Annotated in this window: 17 protein-coding genes; 5 read left to right on the top strand and 12 right to left on the bottom strand. The window is 70.6% G+C overall.

Annotation, left to right across the window (positions count from 1 at the left end):
* Positions 1–217: 217 nt before the first annotated feature.
* Both IF22_RS0109755 and IF22_RS0109750 read left to right on the top strand, forming a co-directional pair.
* Entirely contained in the window at positions 218–1312 is a 1095-nt protein-coding gene (locus IF22_RS0109755; RefSeq protein WP_030330489.1) for a winged helix DNA-binding domain-containing protein, read from the top strand.
* Between the two features lie 243 nt (positions 1313–1555).
* Positions 1556–2290, top strand: coding sequence for a cellulose binding domain-containing protein (locus tag IF22_RS0109750; RefSeq protein ID WP_030330487.1), 735 nt, complete (start codon positions 1556–1558; stop codon positions 2288–2290).
* A 55-nt stretch (positions 2291–2345) separates the two neighbouring features.
* Here the strand turns inward: IF22_RS0109750 and IF22_RS0109745 are convergent, their stop codons facing one another.
* The 10 genes from IF22_RS0109745 to IF22_RS0109700 all read right to left on the bottom strand — a co-directional run bounded on the left by IF22_RS0109745 (position 2346) and on the right by IF22_RS0109700 (position 17860).
* Positions 2346–3143, bottom strand: coding sequence for an SAM-dependent methyltransferase (locus tag IF22_RS0109745; RefSeq protein ID WP_030330485.1), 798 nt, complete (start codon positions 3141–3143; stop codon positions 2346–2348).
* A 126-nt stretch (positions 3144–3269) separates the two neighbouring features.
* Entirely contained in the window at positions 3270–3926 is a 657-nt protein-coding gene (locus IF22_RS0109740) for a response regulator (RefSeq protein WP_030330483.1), read from the bottom strand.
* Positions 3923–5221 carry a sensor histidine kinase gene (locus IF22_RS0109735; RefSeq protein ID WP_051708286.1) on the bottom strand — a complete coding sequence of 433 codons (1299 nt, stop codon included), beginning with the start codon at positions 5219–5221 and terminating at the stop codon, positions 3923–3925. The genes IF22_RS0109740 and IF22_RS0109735 overlap by 4 nt, the downstream gene beginning before the upstream one ends.
* Before the next feature lie 42 nt (positions 5222–5263).
* Positions 5264–7231, bottom strand: a complete 1968-nt coding sequence (locus IF22_RS0109730; RefSeq protein WP_209444521.1) for a serine hydrolase domain-containing protein — start codon at positions 7229–7231, stop codon at positions 5264–5266.
* Between the two features lie 251 nt (positions 7232–7482).
* Entirely contained in the window at positions 7483–8352 is an 870-nt protein-coding gene (locus tag IF22_RS0109725; protein ID WP_156057420.1) for an alpha/beta hydrolase family protein, read from the bottom strand.
* Between the two features lie 28 nt (positions 8353–8380).
* Complete coding sequence (locus IF22_RS32955; protein WP_036411131.1) at positions 8381–13654, bottom strand: P-loop domain-containing protein; 5274 nt, start codon at positions 13652–13654, stop codon at positions 8381–8383.
* Between the two features lie 3 nt (positions 13655–13657).
* Positions 13658–13909: a hypothetical protein gene (locus tag IF22_RS0109715; protein WP_156057418.1), complete on the bottom strand. Its 252-nt coding sequence runs from the start codon at positions 13907–13909 to the stop codon at positions 13658–13660.
* Between the two features lie 368 nt (positions 13910–14277).
* A complete protein-coding gene (locus IF22_RS0109710) occupies positions 14278–15042 on the bottom strand; it encodes a hypothetical protein (RefSeq protein ID WP_030330474.1) in 765 nt (254 codons plus the stop codon).
* A 127-nt stretch (positions 15043–15169) separates the two neighbouring features.
* On the bottom strand, positions 15170–17326 hold the full coding sequence (gene helR / locus IF22_RS0109705) for an RNA polymerase recycling motor ATPase HelR (protein WP_030330473.1): 2157 nt from the start codon (positions 17324–17326) through the stop codon (positions 15170–15172).
* A 153-nt stretch (positions 17327–17479) separates the two neighbouring features.
* The gene (locus IF22_RS0109700; protein ID WP_208648924.1) at positions 17480–17860 is read right to left on the bottom strand and encodes a YccF domain-containing protein; all 381 of its coding nucleotides are present in this window, start codon (positions 17858–17860) and stop codon (positions 17480–17482) included.
* A 103-nt stretch (positions 17861–17963) separates the two neighbouring features.
* On the opposite strand from IF22_RS0109700, the gene IF22_RS0109695 reads away from it, so the two are divergent.
* The 3 genes from IF22_RS0109695 (at position 17964) to IF22_RS0109685 (ending at position 19972) form a co-directional block, all read left to right on the top strand.
* Positions 17964–18731, top strand: a complete 768-nt coding sequence (locus IF22_RS0109695) for a glycerophosphodiester phosphodiesterase family protein (protein ID WP_030330469.1) — start codon at positions 17964–17966, stop codon at positions 18729–18731.
* A gap of 1 nt (position 18732) precedes the next feature.
* On the top strand, positions 18733–19281 hold the full coding sequence (locus IF22_RS0109690) for a DUF4231 domain-containing protein (RefSeq protein WP_081883771.1): 549 nt from the start codon (positions 18733–18735) through the stop codon (positions 19279–19281).
* Between the two features lie 94 nt (positions 19282–19375).
* On the top strand, positions 19376–19972 hold the full coding sequence (locus IF22_RS0109685; protein ID WP_051708284.1) for a hypothetical protein: 597 nt from the start codon (positions 19376–19378) through the stop codon (positions 19970–19972).
* A gap of 47 nt (positions 19973–20019) precedes the next feature.
* Here IF22_RS0109685 and IF22_RS0109680 read toward each other — a convergent pair whose 3' ends face one another.
* Positions 20020–21936 carry a glycerophosphodiester phosphodiesterase family protein gene (locus IF22_RS0109680; protein ID WP_030330463.1) on the bottom strand — a complete coding sequence of 639 codons (1917 nt, stop codon included), beginning with the start codon at positions 21934–21936 and terminating at the stop codon, positions 20020–20022.
* Between the two features lie 102 nt (positions 21937–22038).
* Complete coding sequence (locus tag IF22_RS0109675) at positions 22039–22773, bottom strand: cellulose binding domain-containing protein (protein ID WP_156057416.1); 735 nt, start codon at positions 22771–22773, stop codon at positions 22039–22041.
* Positions 22774–22841 lie beyond the last annotated feature (68 nt).

Genomic DNA, 22841 nt, shown 5'->3' with positions numbered 1-22841 from the left:
GGCCAGCGCTATGGCGCAACCACCGAACCAACAGTCGCTCAGTTGTAGGAAGTGCACAAAACTTTTTGGCGTCCCCGGGGAGGGCGTCGACCTCCACCGACCCACCCCGGCCGGGACCGCCACGGTACCCGCCACGTGCGCAGCGGCGGCCACGCGCCGGCGGCGCACCCGCAACTGTCACCCCCGGTCGGACAATCAGGTCGACCGAAGGGACCCGATGACAGTTCTCGACACCCGGGCGCTCAACCGCGCGACGCTCGCCCGGCAGCTGCTGCTCGACCGCGCCGACCTGCCCGCGCTCGACGCCGTCGCCCACCTCGGTGGCCTCCAGGCCCAGGAGCCGCAGGAGCCGTTCATCGGGCTCTGGTCGCGGCTGCGCGCGTTCGATCCGACGGTGCTGTCGACGTTGCTGACCGAGCGACACGTGGTGCGGACGCACCTCATGCGCCGCACCGTCCACCTGCTCACCGCCGACGACGCCGTGGCCTGGCGCCCCCGCCACGACGCCATGCTGCGACAGCGGGTGCTCGGGGTCTACCGCGGCGAGCTCGACGGGGTGGATCTCGACGACCTCACCGCTGCTGCCCGGGCGTTGATGGCCGACGGCGAGCCGCGTTCGATGCCGGAGATCGGGCGGGCGCTCGGCGAGCACTGGCCGACGTCGGAGCCACGGGCGTTGGGCGAGATGGCTGTCGCACTGCTCCCGATGGCGCAGTTGCCGCCGCGCGGGGTGTGGCGGGCGAAGGCGGGCGTGCGCTACGTCCTGCTCGCCGCGTGGCTCGACCGGGAGCTCGAACCGTCGAGCGCGCAGAGCGCCGATCCGGTCGGTCAGGTGCTCGTACGCCGCTATCTGGCCGCCTTCGGCCCGGCTGCCTCGGCCGACCTGCGGGCCTGGTGCGGCCTCGCCGGGTTGCCGGCTTCGGTGACCGCGATGCGCGACGAGCTGGTCACCTTCCGCGACGAGCGCGGCCGGAAGCTGATCGACCTCCCCGACGCGCCGCGCCCCGACCCGGACACGCCCGCCCCGGTGCGGTTCCTGCCGGCGTTCGACAACGCGATCCTCGGCTACGACGACCGCAGCCGGATCATCGACGACGCGCACCGTCTCCTCTCGGTGGCCGGCGAGCGCGTGGTGCTCGTCGACGGTCGGGTCGCGGCGACCTGGACCGTCGAGTCGGGCACGGTGACCGTCAGCCCACTGCGAGGGCTCTCCCGGGCCGAACGGGAGGCCGTGGGGGAGCAGGGGCAGGCACTCGCGTCCTTCCTCTCCGACCACGAGAGCGACCGGGTGCGGGTCGACCCGTCTCCCTGACGACGGACGATGGGATCGTCCCTGACGACGGACGATGGGATCGTGTTGTATCGATTCCTGTCGACTGCCATGCTGTGGTTCGGTAGTGCGCGGGGAGCCAGCGCGCACCAGTTCTCCTCCGGTCCACAGGGCGCACGAGGTGGCCACGTCACCCGTGCCGGGCAGCCTCGTCGGCGACCGGAAACCGAGCGCGGCACCGGCCACCCCCTCGGTCATCGGTGCCCGGCAACCACGGAGGTACCGATGCTTCGCATGTTCCTCGCTGTCACGACCATGGCGCTGGCCGCCTGGGCCGGGACGACCACCGCCGCCGAGGCGACGCCCACGCCGTCTTCCACCCCGACGCCGACGCCGACACCGACGCCGACCTGCCCGCCGGCGTTGCCGATCAGCGCGAGCGTGGCCGGGGCCACCACCACGAGCCTGATCATCTCGTACTCCATCTTCTTCCGCCCGCCCTGCGGCTACGACCCGCCGATGACCGTCAGCCTCTTCACCAGCCGCGAGGACGCCCAACAGTGGCGGGCCGTCGTCGCCGAGGGTGTCTCCGGGCCGGAGCGCAACGGCTCGGTGACCATCGACCGGCTGACGCCCGGCACCGAGTACTGGTACCGGTTCACCGACGTGGAGGGCCGGCGGGACCCGTACGTGATCGCCTCGGGGCGCACCGCCCCGCTGACCTCGTGCCGTGCGACGGCCACGATCGACACCCACTGGGGCGGCGGCTTCGTCGCGACGGTCACCGTCCGCAACACCGGGACGCTGCCGCTGGACCGGTGGCGCGTCTCCTGGCGGTGGTCCGGTGACGAGCGGGTCCAGGCGGCCTGGGGTGGGGTGGCCGAGACGACCGGCACCGACGTCACGGTGCGCAACGCGTCGTACAACGGGGCGCTGGCGCTGGACACGGCGACGACCTTCGGTCTGCTCGTGGCGACCAGTGCGGTGCCCGACGGCCTGACCCTGACGTGTGAGCGGTGAACGACGTCCGCCCCGCTCCGGCGCGACGGCGGGAGCGGGGCGGACGTCGTGCCGGTCAGGGCTTGCGGGCCACCGCGCCGTAGGCGTCGATCCCCACGGCGTCGGGAGTCTCCGGCCGCCACAGCGGGATCGGCACCAGGCCCGGCTCCACCATCATCAACCCGTCGAAGCAGCTTTCGAGCTCCTCCGGGCTGCGCAGGATGTACGGGACCCCGCCGCTCTGCGCCAGCCGTTCGGCTCCGGAGACCACCGCCGGGCTGGTGTTGGTGCCGTCCCAGAGCACCAGGTGCGAGCCGGACGGCACCGCGTCCATCGTGCGCCCGACGATCGAGCGCACCACGTCCAGGTCGGGCTCGTAGCCCATCACGCCCATGTACATCACGGCGATGGGCTGGTCGAAGTCGAGCGTCTGCGCCGCCTCGGCGATGATCTTCTCCGGGTCGTGGTAGTCGGCCGGGACGTAGGTGGTGACCCCTTCCGAGGTCGTGCTGGCCAGCAGCGCCCGCGCGTGCACCAGCACCATCGGGTCGTTGTCCACGTAGACGATGCGCGAGTCGGGCGCGACGGCCTGGGCGACCGCGTGCGTGTTCTGCATGGTGGGCAGGCCGGTGCCGATGTCCAGGAACTGCCGGATGCCCGCCTCGGCCGCGAGGTGGTGGACCGCCCGCACCAGGAACACGCGGGACTGCTGTGCCATGAGGACGATCTCCGGGTAGACCTCGGCGACGGCGTCGCCGGCTGCCCGGTCGGACTGGAAGTTGTCCTTGCCACCCATCCAGTAGTTCCAGATCCGTGCCGCGTGCGGCACGTCGGGCTGAAGTTTCGCGGCGAGTTCGGGGTCCGGGCCGGCCATGCCTGGCTCCTATCGAGGGGTCGTCAGCTGGAGGTCACCACGGCGGTACGACCGGGATCGTACTCCGCGGGTGTCCACACTCGACCGGGGGAGGACGCGCCGTCGGCCTGCGGATCGGGGCCGCTGTCACCGGTGGGCAACCCCGTTCTGGTACGCCCACACGACGGTCTGCAGCCGGTCCCGGGCGCCGATCTTCGCCATCGCCCGCCCGAGGTGCGACTTGACCGTGCTGGTCTCGATGAAGAGCTGCTCGGCGATCTCGACGTTCGACAGGCCCTGGGCGAGCAACTCCACGATCTCGGTCTCCCGCGCGGTCAACTGGTGCGCCGCCGCGGCGTCGGATCGGGGAGCGGGCGTACGCCTCGCGAACTCCGAGATCACCCGGCGGGTGACGGCCTGGTCGACGAGCCCGTAGCCGCTGGCCAGGCGACGGATCGCCTCGATCAGGTCCTCGGGCTCACAGTCCTTGAGGATGAACCCGCTGGCGCCGGACTCCAACGCGCCGAAGACGTACTCGTCGAGGTCGAAGGTCGTCACGACGAGCACCGCCGGTGGCGTCCCGGTCGCCTCGGCGACGATCCGCCGGGTAGCGGTGAGCCCGTCGCCGTGCGGCATCCGGACGTCCATGCAGATGACGTCCGGTTGCAGCCGGCGGGCCAGTTCCACAGCTGCGGACCCGCTCGACGCCTCCGCCACGACCTCGATCTCACCGTCCTGTTCCAGGATGACGCGGAAGCCGGCGCGGACCACGGCCTGGTCGTCGACGAGCATCACTCTGATCATGCTGGGGCCTCTTCCTTCGGCCGTGAGGTGGCGGGACCGTTCGTCGGAAGTGTCGCGGTGACCGACCAGCCACCGGCAGCCGTCGGCCCGGCGGCGAACGTCGCCCCGATCAGCTGGGCGCGCTCGCGCATGCCCACCAGGCCGACACCACCGGTTCGCGCCGCCGGCACGCGCCGCGGCGCGGCCGGGTCGTTCACCACCTCCAGCGACACCGAGCGGGGCGCGAAGCGGAGCACCACCCGTGCCGCGGCGCCCGGGGCGTGCTGGCGGGCGTTGCTGAGCGACTCCTGCACGATCCGGTAGAGCGCGACGTCGGCGATCGGCGGCACCTCGCGTTGTTCGCCCTCCCGGACGAACTCCACCGGGCCGGCGAGGCTGCCCGCGGTGCGCACCAGGTCGTCGAGCATGCCCAGCCCCGGGACCGGGGCGGCACCGTCGCCGCCCTCGTGCCCCGGTCTGCCGCGCAGCACACCGACGACCAGCCGCAGGTTGTCCAGGGTCTCCTTGCCCTGACTGCGGATCCAGGCCACGCCGGCCTTCGCGGCCGCCGGGTCCCGGTCGATCAGCCGCTCGACCGCGGCGGCCTGCACGACCATGCCGGAGAGGTGGTGGGCCGCCACGTCGTGCAACTCGCGGGCCATCCGGGATCGCTCCGCACCGATCGCCGCCTGGACCTTCGTGTGCTGCTCCCGGATCGCCTCGTCCGCGCGGACCCGGACCAACTCGACGTAGCGGCGGTGGGTGGCCACGTAACCGCCGACGAAGGTCGCGCTGGCGTAGGTCAGGGCGCTCGCCGAGACGTACGCGAGTGCCGTCAGCACGTCCGGGATCACCACGACGGCCACCCCGATCGACTCGACCGCCACGGCCACCCCGACGGCCAGCAGCGCACGCCGAACCGGCAGCAACGACCCGACGGTGTACGCCGCGATGAACGGGGCGATGCCCCGGATCGTCGCCTCCTCGGGCAGGGAGACGCCGATGATGGGCAGCTGAAGGCCGACGATGAGCGCGAGGCAGAGCAGTGGCCGGACCCGACGCAGGCACAGCAGCATCGCCTGCGCGCTGCACACGGCGATGAGCAGCCCGGCCCGCGCCGGGTCGAACGTCACCCCCTCCGCCGGTGCCACGAACCGGAACAGCACCGTCAGCAGGACGAACGTCGAGACGGTCAGCGTCGCCGCCAGCAGGCAGTCGCGGGGGAACACTCCGGTCAACCCGAGCCGGGTGAGCCGTCCGTCGAGCCACTTCGTCAGTCGGTGGGTGCCGGGTTCGGTGTCGGTGTGATCCCTCATGCGGTGCGCATCCTTGCTCCGGATCGTCCCGGGTCGGGCGGGTCAGTAGGAGATGCTAGGCGCGAGCAGCTGGAACTCCACGGCGAACCAGCCCGCGGCGGCGAGCGCGAGCACTGTCAGCCCGCTGCCGGCGATCCGCCGCCAGCCGACGTGGCGTCGCACGTCGTCGACCAGCCGGACCGTGGCGGGCAGCACCCCGAGCAGGCCGATCAGCTGCAGCACCTGGATGGTGCGCAGGGCGCCACCGGGAACGTCCTGCAGGCTCATGATGCTGATGATGCTCAGCACCCAACCGGCGAACGCGAGCAGCGTGCCGGCGACGGCGAGGCGGCTCAGGATCCGCGCGGTACGCCCCGCCCGGTCCCGGGGCGCGCGACCCAGTCGACGGCGGACGATCGCGCCGACCGGCCAGGACAGCACGGTTAGCAGCAGCACGACTGTCGACACGGCCAGCACCGGGACAGCCAACGCGGAGGCGCGGGCGGGCTCGACGGGCAGCAACGTGAACGCGGAGTCGAAACTGATCGCCTCGACCCGGTCGTCGCTCGCCCGCATGGCGATCGTGCGCTGCCCGCCGACCTCACGCCAGACCCAGGGCGCCACCTCCTCGTAGCGGGCGGGGGAGTCGGAGAGCGGACCCGGCACCATCAGCAACCGGTTACCGTCGGTGACGCTGACCGTGGTCCGACCGACCAGGCCGATCGCCGTCAGGAAGTTGCTCCGGATCGCTCGTGAGGACTCGTACGTGCCGGCCGCCAGGGCGGCGTGCGTGGCGGTGGTCTCCGGGTCCACAGTGGTTCCCGGCTGGTCGTCACCGGCGGGGAAGTAGCGGTCGGCGAAGCCGTTCACGATCGACTCGCGAAGCTCCTGGCTGTCGAGCGCGCCGGAGCCGTTGCTGTTGAGGGAGAGGAAGATGCCGGCCCGGTCGTCGGGGTAGATCTGCAGGTGGGAGTGGAAGTACTTGGTGTCGCCGCCGTGGCCGAGGATCCGGTGGCCGTTACGGTCCTCGGTGAAGAAGCCGAGGGTCATCCGGGGTCCGTCGGCCAGCGTGCCCAGCGCCGTCGAGTCGAGTGCCGGCCGCTGCATCAGGTCGCGGGTGGGTTTGTCCAGCAGGGGCGCGAAGCCCACCGGCTCGCCGAGCTGGGCGATCATGAATCGCGCCATGTCCGTCGCCGGGGCGCTCAACGCACCGGGCGGGGGCGTGCCGACGATCTCGAACGGCGCGGCGGGCCCGGCGGAGGTGTCGTACCCGTTGGACATCCGGTCGCGCAGCGCCGCCGGGAGGGGCTGCTCGAAGGTCGACGACGGCATGCCCGCGCGGTCCAGGATGTTGCGCTGGACGTACTCCTCGAAGCGCGTCCCGCTGACCCGTTCGACGATGTACCCGGCGAGGGCGTTGCTGTAGTTGGAGTAGGCGGGGACGGTGCCAGGCTCGTAGATCTGCTCGGGCGGGTCGGTCGCCAGGGCCTTGCGCAGGTCGACGGTGCCGCCCTCGGTGCCGATGAGGCCGGCGATCCGCTCCTCGAAGCCGGCGGTGTGCGTCAGCAGGTGCCGCAGGGTGACGGCCCGCTCGTAGTGGCGCGGCAGGTCGAAATCGAGGTACGTCTCGACGTCGGCGTCGAGGTCGAGCTTCCCGCTCTGTACGAGTTGCAGCACGGCGGTGGCGGTGACCAGCTTCGACACCGATCCCATCCGGAACAGGTGCCGGTCCGGGTCGACCGGCACGGCCGGGTCACCGTCGGCACCGGTGTCGGCGTACCCGTACCCCCGGGTTGTGACGATCTTGCCGTCGTGCACGACGGCGATCGTGGCGCCGGCGATGCCGGTGCGGTCCAGCGCCGCCGGCAGCAGGCCGTCGAGCCAGGCGTTGACGTCGGTGTCGGTCAGAGCCGAACCCGCCCCGCCGCTGGCCGCGGGTGCCGCCGGAGCGGCGATGGGCGGTGCGGGATTGTGCTGCGGTGCGCCGCAGCCGGCGACGCTCACGGCGATGACGACGGTGGCCGCCACCACCGCGCCGAGCCGGACGAAAGGTCGCCCCGACCGGGGTGAGCCGGGGGCGGGAAGAGGACGTGATCGCATCGTCTGCCAGTGCCTTTCCTGGCTAACGGGTGTCCGGAGCAGGTCCGTACGGCGTCACCCGAAGCCATGGAACAAGCCTGTTCGAGGGATCGGCCCCCGCCATCTGGCGCAGGACGGCACTGCGCCTACGACCTGAGGAGGAGGGGCGGCTGCGCCGATGGTCCCGCAGGCACGCGGTGGCGCTAGCTCTCGGTCAATCCGGCGGCGATGGCATCCTGCGCCTCCGCCGTGGTCAGATAGCGGATGCTGTCGTGCGCGTGTGCCCCGTTGTGGACGAGGAAGGACCGCACCGCCGGGCCGAACAGCGGCCGCAGGTCCTTGGTCAGTGCCACCACGTCGCCCGCGTCGGCGATGTTCGTCCAGACCCGCACCGATCCGGGCCAGTGGCCACGGGGCCTGCCGTGATCATCGGTGCGCGGCGGCGGCGACAGCCGATCGAAGATCAACTGGCGGACCCCGATGGGTGAGCCCAGCGTGACAAGGGCCCGGACCTGCCATTCCGGGTGCGCGCAGAGGGCCTCGTAGGCGACGACGCTGCCCAGCGAGTGCGCCACGACCACCCTGGTGTCGGGCGCGACGACTGCCTCGACCCGGGACATCACCTCCCGCCGCAGATCCGGTTCGAGCAGGTACCGGCGTACCTGACGTAGATCAGCCACCAGGAGGCTGTCGAGCGCGGCCGGAATCCGACGGTAGGCGTCGGCGAAGAAGCGCGAGTTGCTCAACGCGCGTAACGCCGCCTGCACTCCGGTGGGCGTCCGTGCCAGGGTTCGGGCGTCGGGGGGCACGACGGCGGCGTCGACCACCGACGCCTCGCGCCACCAGGCGTGGAGAAGCTCGGCTTCGTACCCGCTCTCCACCACACCACCGACATCCACTGCGGTCCCGCCGAGGAGCCGCCCCGGTCGGCGGAACAGATCCCCGTAGAAGGCGCAGGCGAGGTCCGCGGGCCCTGGCAGAAGGTGCCGGACCGCCGGCAACCATTCCTGTTGCATGGTGCCGGCGTTCGCGTACTGGTGCCCGATCCCGTGCACCCCGACGATCAGTGGCACGCTGGTTCCTCCGGCTCAGGAAACCCGATCACGCGGGCGTCAACGCGAACGCGACAACGCCTGCCGCGCATCCGACGAGCACTGTCGATGGCCCGCCGAACTCGACAGCCGCGATGGGTGAGTTCAGTTCGATGCGGTGCCGCTCATCACCCTCGGGCGACAGGACCACCACGATGTTCTGCAGACCGACGGCGATCGTCGACGTCTCGGCCTCGACGCCAACGGCCGTGACCAGTTCGTTCAAGATCCGCCAGGGCTCCGGGAAGCCGCCCCGACCCCGGCGAACCCGTCCGCCGCGGCACTCGCTCAGCCGCAACCGATACAGCGCCGGGCCACTGCCGCAGTAGACGGTGCCCAGGGCGGGGTCGACAGCGAGGCAGGTCACCGGCGCGTCGAAGCGAAGCCCGCCGAGGCGACGGCCGGTGGGCACATCCCACCACTGGACCATGGCGCCCGCGCTGACGGTGAATGCGATGGTGACGTCCTCCCCAGTCACCACCCGGACGGCCAGAACCGGATCCCGGTGCCGCCACGGACGGCCGAGCCGTCGAGGTGCGCCCTCGATGTTCCACGCCTCGATCGCGTACTCGATGATGCCGAGCCAGGGCGACCCCAGCTCGGCCGCCGGGCAGACGAGCACGCGTTGCCCGTCCACGACGGCCAGGTCAGCCGTGAGCTGCGGCTGGGTCGAGCTGTGGGAGAACCGGCGCAGGCGGACCCGGCGATCCAGATCCCAGATCTGTACGTACCCGTCGTCGCCACCGGTCACAGCGTGTGTCACGCCGTCGATCCGATGCACCGTTAACGCGCGGATCCAGCCGTTGTGCGCCTCCCATGGCAGCCTCACCTCGATGCCGTCGGAGAACCGGAAGAAGCGGATCTCGCCGAACTCACCGACGGTCAACACCGCCGGATCCTCACCGAGTTGGACGCGGGCCATCGCCTGCACGCCGCCTAGGCGGGGCCCGGCCCCCGACGCCGGTCCGTCCGCGTTGGTGGTCCGCCACACCGCCAGCGTCGCCTCCTCCGTCGCGACGACGATGGTCAAGCCCTCCCCGGCGTCGAAGGCCGCGATGGCGTCGATGCGAGCCTCGACCGACGACTTTCGGACGCTGGCCTGGTCGGTCGCCTGCCGCAGCTCCGCCACCACACCACTGGCGTAGCCCAGCAGAACACGACCGCCGATGCCGGCCGTCAGGCAGGTGACGCCCGGAACGCGGCGGCGGTATCCCTTGCCGCTCGCCACGTCCCAGATGGTCAGCTCCTCGCCCGCGAGGACCAGGACAGAGAAGGCCGTGTCGTCGTCCAAAATTCTGAGCGCGGTGATCCGGCCAGAGGCGACCTGATCGACGTATGCGATTGACTCGAGTCGCTGCCCGCGGAAGACGGTCACCCGACCGTCAGCGTCACCAACGAGCACCATCGGCCCGTCCGCCGTGGGCAGAACGGCCAGCCGCTCGACCCGGGCTGCTCTGGGGAGAGGTCGACTCTTCAGTGCCTGGCCGTCGTGCAGGCGCCAGGTGTGCACGGTCCCATCCGCGTCGCCGGCGCAGCCGAAGTCCCCTTCGTCCGATGTTCCGGCGGTCAGGGCCGTCACGGTCAGACCCTCCAACAGGAACGGTTCCGCGACCAGATCGGCAGTGGACAGGTCCCAGACCCGGGTGCCACCGTTACGGCCGGTGGTGAGGGCGACAGGCAGGCCGGCTCGTTGGCCGATGGTCAGACAGCTGACGCCACCGGTGTGGGCGAACCAGCTGCGCAACATGTGTCCGGACTCACCATCGAAGATCCGCACGATCCCGTCGCTGCTCGCGGTGACGAGGACGGTGCGCCCGTCGACGATGGTGGTCACCATGTCGGTGATGGTTCTGGTGTGTCCCTGCCAGGCACCGGTGACCCTCGGTCGTGCGTCCAGGTCCCACATCCGCACCGTGCCGTCGGACGAGCCGCTGATGATCAGTTGCCGCTCCTCGACCGCTCCCGTGGTCACCGCGCGGATCGGGCCGGTGTGCCCCCGCCAGGGCTGGCCAAAGGGGCGCAGCGACTCGAGATACCACGCGCGGAGAAGGTTGTCCCCGCCAGCGGTGACCACGATGTCCTCGCCTTCGACCCGCAACGCGGTCATCGCATGAACGGCCTTGTCGTGTGCGTTCCGGGTCGCCACCGGCCCCGTCCAGAGCACCCGATGGCCCCACCTCTCCAGGCGCGAGCTGGAGATACGGCCGTCGGCGAGCCCTCGCACCACCACCTTGACGTCGCCGTGGTCGATGACAAGCAGAGCCGTGACCGCCGGAGGCACCGACCTCAGGTCGATCTTGTCCGACATCAGCGAGTCGTCATCGCGCAGCGAGGCGATCTGCGCTCCGGTGAGCGCGTCCCAGAGATAGCTGTAACCGTTCCATGTGCCGGTCACGATGACCGGATCGCCGGCGAGGTGGGTCGTGACAATCGCGGTCAGCTTGTGCGGGTGCTGGAATGGTTTGACCAACTCTGGTACGTCAGGTGACTCGCGTCGCATCCGGGGGATGCGTCTGGGGCTGCGCCGGTCAATCGTCTGCATCTGCGGCTGCGTCGAGCCTTCCGTCGCGATGCGCACCGCGCGGATCCGACGCCCGAGCGCGGCGACGCCGAGCAGCGTTCGGCCGGCGCGCAGGGTGCTTGCCGTCTGAATGGAGCTCAGCCAGGCGAGTCGTTTGTGGGCCACCGGGCGCAGGGTGGGCAGCTCATGCAGGGTGATGGTCCCGTGGGTCTCGCTGACCAGCAGGCGACACGTGCCGTCCGACTCGACCACATCCAGGCCGGTGACTCCGGACGTGTGCGGTCGGTACACCTGCACCTGCGACGGGTTACTGAGCGGATCCCAGCAGTGCAACGCTCCCTGTCGGGTTCCGGCGACCACGAGGTCCGCTTCCTTGCCGGGTACCACTGCCAACGCGGTCACTCCGTCGACAGGCGAGCCCAGGATTCGATGTGGGTGGGGCGCTGTCCACGAGGCCCAGAGCGCCCGCCAGGGTCGCTGCACCGCCTGAGCCACGATCCGCTCGGCCAACGCACTCGCGTCATGCTGCCGCGCGGCGAGTTCGAGATAGCTGAGTCGTTCCCAGAGCTCGGCCCGACCAAAGTGGTGGACAGCCTCCCGGTACGCACGACCGGCCGCGTGACCCTCCTCGGTCATGGCGCTGTCACACACCGCGAGCAGCCGGTTCTGGTCCGCTTCGGTCAGGAAGGCCGGATCGAGCAGAAGTCGGTCGAGGTTCCCGCCAGCGGCGGCATGGCTGGCCAGGTTGGCCAGGACGTAGGGGTGGGCCTCCGACCAGCGTGCCCGACCCGTCGTCGTCGGGACCTGGGACCGCTTCTCGAAGAAGGTGAAGATCGTCTGCTGGATCGACCGGTTCGACCTGTTCGAGCGGAGGTACGACGCGAGCGCCTCGTGATAGAGCCGGTAGACCGAGCGTTGGTTGGCCAGGGCCTCGACGACGTAGTAGCCGGCGTGCTCGATGAGCCAGTCGATATCGGCGTCGGTGTACACCTCGCCGCTGAGCGTCGTGGCCAGCGGTGCCCAGATGTCCTCCCAGGGCAGCCCGGCACCGTCCGCGTACGCCAGGGGTAGGAGCAGGTCGCGGGCCTTGTTCGCCGACTCGCCCAACCGGTCCTCAAGGTCGCGGCGCATCGCTTCGGCGGCGAACCGGGGCAGCGCGCGTCGCCAGGCGGCGTCGCCCGGGTCGACGACATAGTCGCGCAGCGCGAGGCTCCGGGCGGAGATCAGCGCGACCAGGAACGAGTGACCGGCCGCGTTGCCGACGGCGGTGGCCACCTCGTGCGTGAGGTTCTCGGCGACAGAGAGGTAAGGGCTCGGGTTCCCCAACTCGCGCAGGCACCGCTCGGCGTAGCGTCGGACGCTCTCCTGGTCGGCGTACTCCGGATCGTCGAGATTGCGCACGACCACGTCCCGGCCCAGTCGGTCCACCAGGTGTCGTCGGGTGCCGATCAGGATTCGCACGTTGGTCTTCCCGGCGCCCCGCACCAACGGCTGCACGACCTCCCGCATGACGCTCTCGACGTCTGCCGCCTCATCGAGTGCGTCCAGGATGATCGCCTGATGCTGATCCCGGGACGCCACCTCCGACAGCAACTCCTCCACGTTCGCTGCCTCGTCGACGTCGAGCGCCTGGCAGAGGGCCGCGAGCAGTTGGCCGACAGTTTGACCGCGTACGTGCACGAAGCAGGTCAGCACGTTCTCCGGGACGTCCACCTCGTCGTTGCCGGACGTCATCGGAATACGGCTGCGCAGCCGTCGGCTCCCCAGCATGTAGAGCCGGGACAGCAGAGCCGACTTGCCGGACCCCGGATTCCCGGTCACCACCAGGGTCGAGCTGGGCGTGCCGGGCGGCCGACGCAGCCAGGCCGCGCAGCTGCGCAGGGCCGCCGTACGCCCGGTGAACAGCCACACGCCCTCCACCACGACATCGAGGCCCTGTGCCCGGGGCAGAACGTGGCTGAGGAACTCCGCCCGCCGGGCTACCTGCTGCTCGTGGTCGCGTTGAGCACGGAGGTTCAGGCCGTGCAGGGATTGGTTGTACCGGGGGTTCGGCAGGAACTCGGTGACCGTGTCACCGTCGTCGGCCTGCAGGATCCGGGCCCGCTGCCACTGCGGCAATTCGTGGCGGACCACGTTGTACACCGAGTTCAGGGCCAGATAGCGAGGTTCGTGACCACCGCTGGCCCGGTTCCGGATTGCCGCATCAAGTCCCCGGCTGAACGCGCCCGACCTGGCGCTCTCGTGCGGGCGGGCGGCGGCCAGTACGGCGATGCTCGGGTTGACGGCCCGACCGCCGAGCAGGTCGAGACGATCGAGTGCGCCCTTGCCGAGATCCCGGGTGGCCGCCGCGGCGAAGCAGGTGTCGAGGATGACCAGAAACCGTTGCACGACGGTCCCACGGATCAACCAGTTGGTGAGCTCACTGGCCCAGACGCCGGTCCGGGACAGGTCCGACGTGGTCTCCGGGAAGGGGAGGATCAGGTCCCCGCCGTCGGTCTCACCGTGACCGGTGTAGTAGAAGACGACGATGTCGTCGGGGTGCCGGTCCGCGGCGGTCAGGAAACGGCTGAGCTGGCCGGTGAGTTCCTGCCGGGACAGGTTTGGCTCGAAGCCGGGCACCGACTGGTACGGCAGGTAGCGGGTGAACAGATCGCTCATGCGCCGGATCTCGTCCACCAGCTCGGGTCGATCCTCGAAACCCGACTCCGACGAGTAGACGCTTGTCCCGCAGCCGATGAAGAACCGTCGCGGCGAGGTGGACATCCGTCAGCCCGCCGTGACCACGAGGATGACCAGACCCAGGACGACGATGGTGCCCGTGGTGAGCATCAGCCACGGCAGCAACCGTCGATGCGCGGCGACGATGCCCACCGAGACGGCCGCGATGGCGAACGCGGTCATGGCCAGGAAAGTGACGGCGAACCGTTCCGACGCACCGGCGAAGACGTGCCACACCCCGCGCACCACCACCATGGTGAGCGTCAGACCGATCAGCGCCGCCCAGCACGAGAACACCACGATGCGAATACCGTTGACCTCGACCGTCCTGGTCGGCAGCAACTCTGCCGGCCGGCATCCAGGCGGTAGTGCCTCGGAACCCGTCAGGTCACTGCGGCGCGTTGCGTCTCCGGCACCCTTGTCGCGTTCCCCAGCAGCCCTTGATTCCCTCAACGTTTGCCGTCCGTCCGCTCGGCTGCTTACTCAGGAGAGCCAGTGAATCACCTTAGGTGGACACCGGGTAGGTGACGGAGGTGGGTTGTCGATCGCTGGTCCGACAGCTCCATCTACCCCGAAAAGGCCCGCTGGGCGACAAACGTCCGAAGTGGAGTAAACGGTTGGACAGGTGTCGATGGGAGGACCGGGTGCGAGTTGGAACGGGCGCCTGCTCAGGCGAGGTCGGGCCAGTGCGGGTCGTCCCAGCGGGCCGGGCCGGTGAGGCCGAGCAGCCTCAGCCGGTGCGGCAGCTCCGGGTCGGTGTCGGCCATCCGCAGCCGGGTCGGGGCGTGCTGCAGCAGCCAGGCGGTGAGCTCCGTGCGGAGGACCTCCTCCTCGTCGTCCGTCAACGTCCAGGTGTGCCACGGCAGGTCATCGCGGAGCAGGTCGTACTCCCACTCTCCGAAAGCCTCGGCGAGCCGCTGGTGGGCCAGGGCAGTGGTTGCCGTCGTCCAGGCGTCAAGCCACCTGCCGAGCGCGCCGGATGCCTCCACGAGCATGGCCAGCACCACGTGTGCCGGCACCTCGGCGTCCGGATCGGTGAGCGTGACGGCCCACCAGGCGTCCAGGAACTCGCTGATCGCCGTCGACTGCTCGGCGGGCCACCGCTGCCAGCCGCCGAGCGCGAACGTCCGTCCCGCATGATCCATCCCGCCGAGCCGCTCCACCTCACCACTGGTCAGAGCGGTGGCGAGCTGCGGCAGGATCCGACGCAGCATCTCGGCGGGAAAGTCCCAGTCGCCGGTCCAGTAGGTCCGGCGCAGCAGATCCGGGTCCACCTCGACGTCGGGGGTCTTGAGCAGGGCAAGTTCCTCGGCGCTGCCCCAGTGGCACTCGCAGTTGCTGTCGTCGGGGTGGGCGACCATGCCGCGGAAGGCGCAGGCCAGTCGGGCCAGACTGGCGTCGAGCCGGCCTCGGGCGGGCGTGGGTTGGGTCATGGAGAGGTGCCTTCCCGGACTCCGGCGGCGCGTCGCGGCCGAAGAGCGCGACGCTACCGGTCGGGGTGGCGGCGCGCCAGTGGACAGCGCCCCCGCAACGCCCCGCGACCAGCTGGGCGCAGCGCCCTCAGCCGCTGCTCAGGAGCACGAGTTGCTGCGTGGCCCGGGTCATCGCGACGTACCTGTCGACGGCCCCTTCGATGCCGGCGCCGAACGTCTCCGGGTCGATGAGAACGACCAGGTCGAACTCCAGCCCCTTGGCCTGCTCCGGGCTCAGTGACCGGACCCGGTCCGTGGGCGGGAAGGTCGGGTCACCGATGACGCAGGCGATCCCCTCGGCGTGCGCGGCGAGCCAGCTGTCGAGGATCGACAGCAGGTCGGCGACGGACCCGTGGACGACGGGCAGCCCGTTGCCCCGGATGGAGGTCGGCACGTTCGCGTCCGGGAGCACGGCCCGGATGACCGGCTCGGCCTGCGCCATGACCTCCGCCGGGGTGCGGTAGTTGACGTTCAGCGAGGTCACCGTGATCCGGTCGAACCCGACCCGCTTGAGGCGTTCCTGCCACGACTCGGTGAACCCGTGCCGGGCCTGGGCGCGGTCGCCCACGATGGTGAAGCTGCGCGACGGGCACCGCGCCAGCAGCATCTGCCACTGGGCGTCGGTCAGCTCCTGCGCCTCGTCGACGACGATGTGCGCGAACGGGCCGGCCAGCAGGTCCGGTTCAGCGTCCGGCAGGCCGGAGTCGTCGACCAGGACCTCGCGCAGGTCGGGTTGGCGCAGCATCGTCAGCAGGCCCTCGCCGTCGTCGTAGGTGTCGGCGGCGAGCAGTTCGTCGACGACCCGGGCCATGTGGTCGCGTTCGACGGCTGCCGCCGGGTCGTGCCGACGGGTGCGCCCCGACCTCTCCGCGTCACCGAGCCGCTGCCGTGCCGCGTCCAGCAGCGGCAGGTCGGACACGGTCCACGCCCGGGGTTCGTCGCGTTGCAGCTTGCGGACCTCCGCCGGGCTGAGCCACGGCGCGCACGTGCGCAGGTACGCGGGAACCGACCACAGATCACTCACGAGATCGGCCGCGTCGAGCAGCGGCCAGGCGCGGTTGACGATCGCCCGCAGGTCCCGGTTGCGCAGCAGCGAGTCGCGCAGCACGTCGTCCGGTTCGTCGCCGTCGTACCTGTCGGTGAGGATGGCGAGCAGTTCCTCCCAGATCTCTTCGCGCGCCTCGTTGTGCGGGGTGCCCAGGCCCGGCGCCCGGAACGCGTCGACCCAGTCGTCGGCGCTCAGCCGGAGGTCGGAGTCGCCGACAGTGATCGTCATCGGGGTGACCGGCGGGTCCTCGTAGAACCGGACGGCCGCGTCGATCGCCCGGACCAGCTCGGCCGAGGACTTCAGCCGGGCCACCTCCGGGTCGGCCTCGACGGTCGCCGTCGCCCCCTCGGGGACCAGGTCGCGCAGCGTGCAGGTCTGCACGTCCTCCTCACCCAGGCTGGGCAGGACGTCGCCGACGTACGCCAGGTAGGGCTGGTGCGGCCCGACGAAGAGCACCCCACCCCGGCGCTGACCGAGGCGCGGGTCGGAGTAGAGCAGGTACGCGGTCCGGTGCAGGGCCACGACGGTCTTCCCGGTGCCCGGACCGCCGTCGACCACGAGGGCCCCGGCCGACCCGGCCCGGATGATGGCGTCCTGGTCGGCCTGGATCGTGCTGAGCACGTCACGCATCCGGGCCGATCGGGCGCTGCCCAGGCTCGCGATGAACGCGGACTGGTCGTCGAGCGCGGCGGCGTGCCCCACCAACCCGTCCGGGGTGAACACCTCGTCCCAGTAGTCACTGATCCGGCCGCGGGTCCAGCGGTACCGGCGGCGGCTCGCCAGGCCCATCGGGTTGGCGTGGGTCGCGCCGAAGAACGGCTCGGCGGCGGGTGAGCGCCAGTCGAGCAGCAGACGTCGACCGGTGCTGTCGGTGAGGCCGCGACGCCCGACATAGACCGGCTCGGGACTGTCCGCCTCGACCAGGTGACCGAGGCACAGGTCCAGCCCGTAGCGGCTCAGTGAGCGCAGACGGGCGGTCAGCCGACGAACCTCCTCGTCCCGGTCGACGGCCTGGCGGCCCTTGCCGCCGGGTGCCCGGCGCGCGGCGTCCAGGCGGTCGGACAGCTCGGCGGTCAGCTGCGCGAGGTTCCGCGCCATGGCCGCGAAGTGCCGCTCGTCCTGGGCGATGAGCGCCGGGTCGGCCTTGGGGGCGAGGTGACCGGGTAGTGCGAACACGGAGGTAGGCAAGGAATTCATGTCATGACGTCCATTTCGGCAGATTCAAGCCTCGGCCGACGATTCTGCGTCATAAACGGGGTCTTGCCGCAAGCCCCCCAGTGCGCTATAAGTTAGAAGTGGCGGGAGACCAGGGGTCTCCCGTTTTTCGTTGCCGACCGACGCGCAGTGCCGTCACGGGGCGTCGACGACCTCGCGGCCGAGCGGCCAGAACGCGGCCGGAACGAGCTTGAAGTTGGCGATGCCGAACGGAATCCCGATGATCGTGACGCAGAGGGCGATGCCGGCGAGGATGTGGGAGAGCGCGAGCCACCACCCGGCCAGCACCACCCACAGGATGTTCGCCAGGCCGGAGCCGACGCCCGCGCCCGGCTTGGGCACCAGGGTGCGTCCGAAGGGCCACAACGAGTAGACCGCGAGGCGCAGCGACGCGACGCCGAACGGGATGGTGATGACCAGGACGAAGCAGATCAGCGCGGCGATGCCGTAGCCGGCCGCCAGCACGATGCCACCGCCGAAGACGAGCCACAGCACATTCAGTACGAATCGAATCACCACTCCAGCATGAAGCATGCTCACCACCCGGGCGCCCGGTAAGGTACCCGCAACCCCTGCACGGCGTGCGGTAGCCCGGTTCTGCGAAGCTCAGGAGGATCGTGTGTCGTCCGATGACGGTTGGCTGCTCGACACCCCGATCGCACACCGGGGGCTGACCGGCCACAATCGACCGGCGAACTCCCTCGCGGCGTTCGAGGCAGCCGCCGACGCCGGCTACGCCTGCGAACTGGACGTGCAGCTCACCCGCGCGGGCGAACTCGTCGTCGTCCACGACTACGACCTGGCGACCCTCACCGGTGCGGAGATCGCCACCGCGGAGTTGACCCCGGCCGACCGGCAGCGACTCCGGTTGCAGGGCACCGACCAGCGCATCCCCACGCTGTCGGAGGTGCTGGAACGGGTCGCCGGACGGGTGCCCCTGCTGATCGAGCTGAAACGGCCGGCGCTCACCCTCAACTTCGATCTCGTCGAGGAGGTGCTGCGGCAGACGGCCGACTATCCCGGGCGGTACGCTGTCGAATCCTTCGATCCGCTGCTCGTGGCGGCGCTGCGGGTCGCGGTGCGCAAACTGCCGCCGCGCCAGCGGGTGCCGGTGGGGCGCATCGGCGGGCTACTGCGTACCGCCGGGCCACTGACCCGGATGGTGGGTCGCAGCATGGTCAGCAATCTGGTCACCCGACCCGATTTCCTGGCCTACGAGGTGGACGCATTTCCTTCCGGTCTGACGGCGTGGTGGCGTCGACGTGGTGTTCCGGTGATTGCCTGGCCGGTCGCATCACCGGAACGGGAGATGTTTGCCCGTCAATACTCCGACAACATCGTATTCTCGGGCTATAGACCGTCGCATGGGCAGCGTCTAGCATCGTGACGTGTCTGTTGACCAAGGACAGAGCGGGTTGCTCGCCGAGTCGCAGAACGGGCCCCCCGGCGATCCGTTGCAGGTCTACCGCGCGTTGGCGGAAGACAGCATCAACAAGCTCAGGGACCAATACGACTGGCGGGCCAAATGGCACCGTCGACTGTTCCGATTTACCGGCATCCTGGTCATCGTCATCAGTGCGTCGCTGCCACTGCTCGCCGGCTTCAGCTACCCCGGTAAGAACCTGGTAATTGCGGTGTCGGGTGTGGTCATCGCGGTGGCCACCGCGTTACGCACCTTTTATCAGTGGGATCAGATGTGGGCGCTGCTGCGACGTACCCATTTCGCGCTCATCGAGGCGAGCAACCACTGGCGGCTCGCGTTCGGTCGCGCCGAGGCGACAGCTGATCCCCCCGAGCGGGAGCAGCGCGCCTACGCGGCGACAGAGGAACTGCTGGCGAAGATCGAAAGCATTCGCGGTGCCGAGACGGAGAAGTTTTTCAGCTCGTTGGCCTTCCCGGATGAATCCGCGCTGACGGGCAAGCCGTTCGGCCCCTGACCACGGCTCGGTGAAACACCTGATACGACATCCAGGGCCAACCGGGGGACGTACCCGGAGGTCGCCAGGCGTCGGCGGTCACATGATGGCTGGCATGAAACGCGCAGCGCTCTTCGTGATCGCCGGACCGGTCGGCATCGCCACCTACGGCCTGGTTCGTCTGTGGGGAAGATCCGACGGGGTGTACGGCCCCGGGTTCGACTGGCAGGCCGCCCACCTGGTCGCCCTCGCCGGCATGGTGTGCTTCGTTCCGGGTGTGCTCGCGCTGTCGCACCTGCTGCCCCGCTCCGCGTGGCGCACCGGGGTGGTGGCCGGCACACTGGTCGGCCTCGTCGCGACGATGGTGCAGTTCGGCGCGGACATCGTGGAGGGGTTGCTGGCCGACGACCGGGCGGAGATGTCCCGGCTCGGCGCGAGCTTCAAGGACATCCCCGGCGTGGAGGTGGCCTTCTACGACGTCGTACCCCAGCTCTTCTTCCTCGGCCTGCTCGTTCTCGTGGGCATGCTCGCCGCCCGACGCCGGCTGCCGTGGTGGAGCGTGCCGGTGCTGCTCGTCGGCATCGTCCTACCGGCGGTCAATCTCGACCTGCTTCCCATCGGCGGCCTGTGCATGGCGCTGGCGTTGGCGCCGGCGCTGCCGCTTCTCCGGCAGCGGGGCGAGCGGGCCGAGTCGCCCGTCGCCGTCCGCTGAGGACGCCGGGTGGCGCTGGCCTCGGACCAGCGCCACCCGGCGAACCGTCACTTCAGGGCGAGGGTGCGGGCGTCGGCGGCGATGACGCTGGCGGTCTCGGCCGGCACCTGCTTGCCGGCCTGCCGGTCGACGTAGCTGGCCAGCTGGGCGTACTGGGCGTGGGCCAGCTTGGTGGTCATCGCGGTGACGGCGGCCGGATCGGCGCCCGAGGTGAGGATCAGGTAGCCGAGGCCGGCCTGGCTCACCGTCACGGTGAAGGTGCTGGTCGCGGTGGCGGTGCCGGCGGGCCCGGTGGCCTCGGTGGTGAGGGTGTGCCGGCCGGCGGTCAGCCTGGCCAGGTCGAGGGCGCGCCCGGCGGCCGACGTCTTACCGTCCAGCTTGACCGTGACGGTTTCCGCGTTGGTCGCGGCGACGGCGATCACCGGGGACTGCGCCCGGTCCAGCCGGGCCCCGTTGGCCGGCGAGGTGATCTGCACTGTCGGGTCGGCGGAGGGCCGCTGGAGGAAGGCCGCGTTCCAGCCGACCAGCTCGGCCGTGCGGTTGGTGATGACCGCGTCGGTGCCGATGCGCTCCAGCCGCTGCCACAGCGCGGCCGAGTCCATCGTCCAGGCCATCACGGCGACCCCGGCGGTGTGCAGCGCGGCGACGACCTCCGGCTTGGCCAGCAGCGCGTTGCCGTCCGGGTTGTACGCGGTCAGGTGCAGCTCCTTCGCGATCGCCACCGGGTCGGCGTCGAGGGTGCTGCGGAGCAGACCGAGTGGTAGCTCGGGGGCGATCTCGTAGGTGTACCTCAGGGCGTCGACCTCGAAGCTCTGAATGAAGACCCGGCCCATCATCTGCTCGTCGCGGATCACCTGGATGATCGTGGCGACCTCGTCGCGGGTGTGCTTGCCCTTGATCTCCACGAGCAGGTTGCCGCCCCGGGTCCGCAGGTCGGCGAGCTGCTCGGCGAGGGTGGGCACCCGCTCGCCGACGTACTGCGGGCCGAACCAGGAACCGGCGTCGAGTGCCTTGATCTGCGCGGCGGTCAGGTCCCGGATGTTGCCGGTGCCGTCGGTGGTCCGGTCGACGGTGCCGTCGTGCAGGATGAACGGGATGCCGTCCTTGCTCGGCTGGACGTCGTTCTCGATCCAGTCGGCGCCACCCTTGCGGGCGATCTCCTGGGAGACGAGGGTGTTCTCCGGTGCGGCGGCGGACGCGCCCCGGTGGGCGATCACGGTGAGCGGGCTGCCCTCGGGGCGGAGGTAGCCGTTCGGCGCCAGCTCGGTGACGGTGACGTCGTCGTACGACACGGTCGCGCCGTTCACGAAGAGCCCCTGGACGCCGTCGGCGGAGCGCTGGAGGCTGCTCGTGCGCATCGCCTCCCGCCCGTCGAAGATCCAGCGGGCCTGGTTGCCGTGCACCTCGACGGCGACGCGGACGTCCCGGCCGGTGCCGGCGGCGGACGGGGCGGAGGCGGTGTTCGTCACCACCCAGGCGTCGGCAGTGGTCCGCTGGGCGAATTCCAGCCCGTTGGCGGCGGTGGTGCCGCTGCGCATGGTGGCGATCCACCAGGGGGTGGCGCCGTTGGCGGGGACGTCGATGCCGAGCGAGGCCCAGCGGGTGGCGGCCGAGACCGACTCGAAGCGCATGGTCGCCTCGAGGCGGAAGTCGTTCAGGTGCCGACCAAACGTGATCTTGTTGTTCGCGCTGGCGCTGGCCGAGGTTCCGTACAGTCGGCCGTTCTCGACCTTCCAGGTGCCGTCGACCGCGTTCCAACCGGCGGGCAGTGACCCGGTCGAGAAGTTCTCCGAGACGACCACGTGGCCGGGCTCGGCGGTGGCGGGCGACGAGGTCGCGACGGCGACCCCGACGGTCGCGCCGGTGACGGCGAGGGCGGCGACGCCGGCAGCGACCCGGGTACGCAGCGCACCGAGGCGCGACCCGGCGCGGCGAAGCGACGGTGATGCGGGTAGGACAGTCATGGTCGGGACGGTACGAAGCGTGCCCGAACTAATGATCAATCAAGCGTGGCTGCCGCCGGAACGTCGGGTGTACCACGCTCGATCGGGACGTCACTGACACGTTCAGTCGGACAGGCCGGCGCAGGCGACCCCGTCGATGGTGCACGCCTCGGGGGCGGAACCCGTCAACGAACCATTGACCCGGAACGTCACCTGGATCGAGGCGCTCCCGGGCACCGGAGCGGTGTCGCTGTCCGGCACGAACGTCCACACGGCACCGTCGTGGCTGGCCTGTGCGCCCTCGACCCCGCTGATCCTCAGCGACTCGCGGGGCAGGGTGACCACCAGCGTCCACTGCGGCGCCGCGACCGTGCCCGGATTGCTGATCGTCACCGTCGCGCCATAGCTGAGCAGGGCGTTGTCAGTGATGGCGAAGTCGGCGCTCAGGGCCGCCGCGGTGGGTTCGGCGCTCGCGCCGGTCGGGGTGGGCCGGGTCGACGCCTCGGTCGGTGGGGCCGAGGAGGCCGAGGTGGGCGGGGGAGTGGGCACCGTCGGGCTGGTGAGCGCCGGTCGCGCCTGCGCCCGGGGCGTATCGGACGGCGTGGCGCCCACCTGCTGCACGGACGGCGGCGGGTCGAGGGTCACCGGCGTCAACTTCTCCGGCGTACGCAGCACCCCGACCACTGACACTGCCGTCGCGACCAGCACCCCGAGCGCCGCGATGACGGCCAACCAGGTGGCCCGCGAGACGTCCTCCCGACCGGTGAGCACCCGCCGTGCGGCAGTGACGAGGGCCACGACCTTGTCCAGCAGGATGATCGCCACGGTACGGCGTGGTTGGGGTGGTGTTGCCGGCACTGCCTGTCTCTCCTTCAGTTCGTCGCCGGGTACGGGCCCACGATCCGCCCCGGTACCGGGCGGCATCC

The sequence above is a fragment of the Micromonospora parva genome, assembly GCF_000718515.1.
Taxonomy (GTDB): domain Bacteria; phylum Actinomycetota; class Actinomycetes; order Mycobacteriales; family Micromonosporaceae; genus Micromonospora; species Micromonospora parva.
The sequence above is the reverse complement of the archived record's forward strand: the minus strand, read 5'-3'. Positions and strand labels throughout refer to the sequence as shown.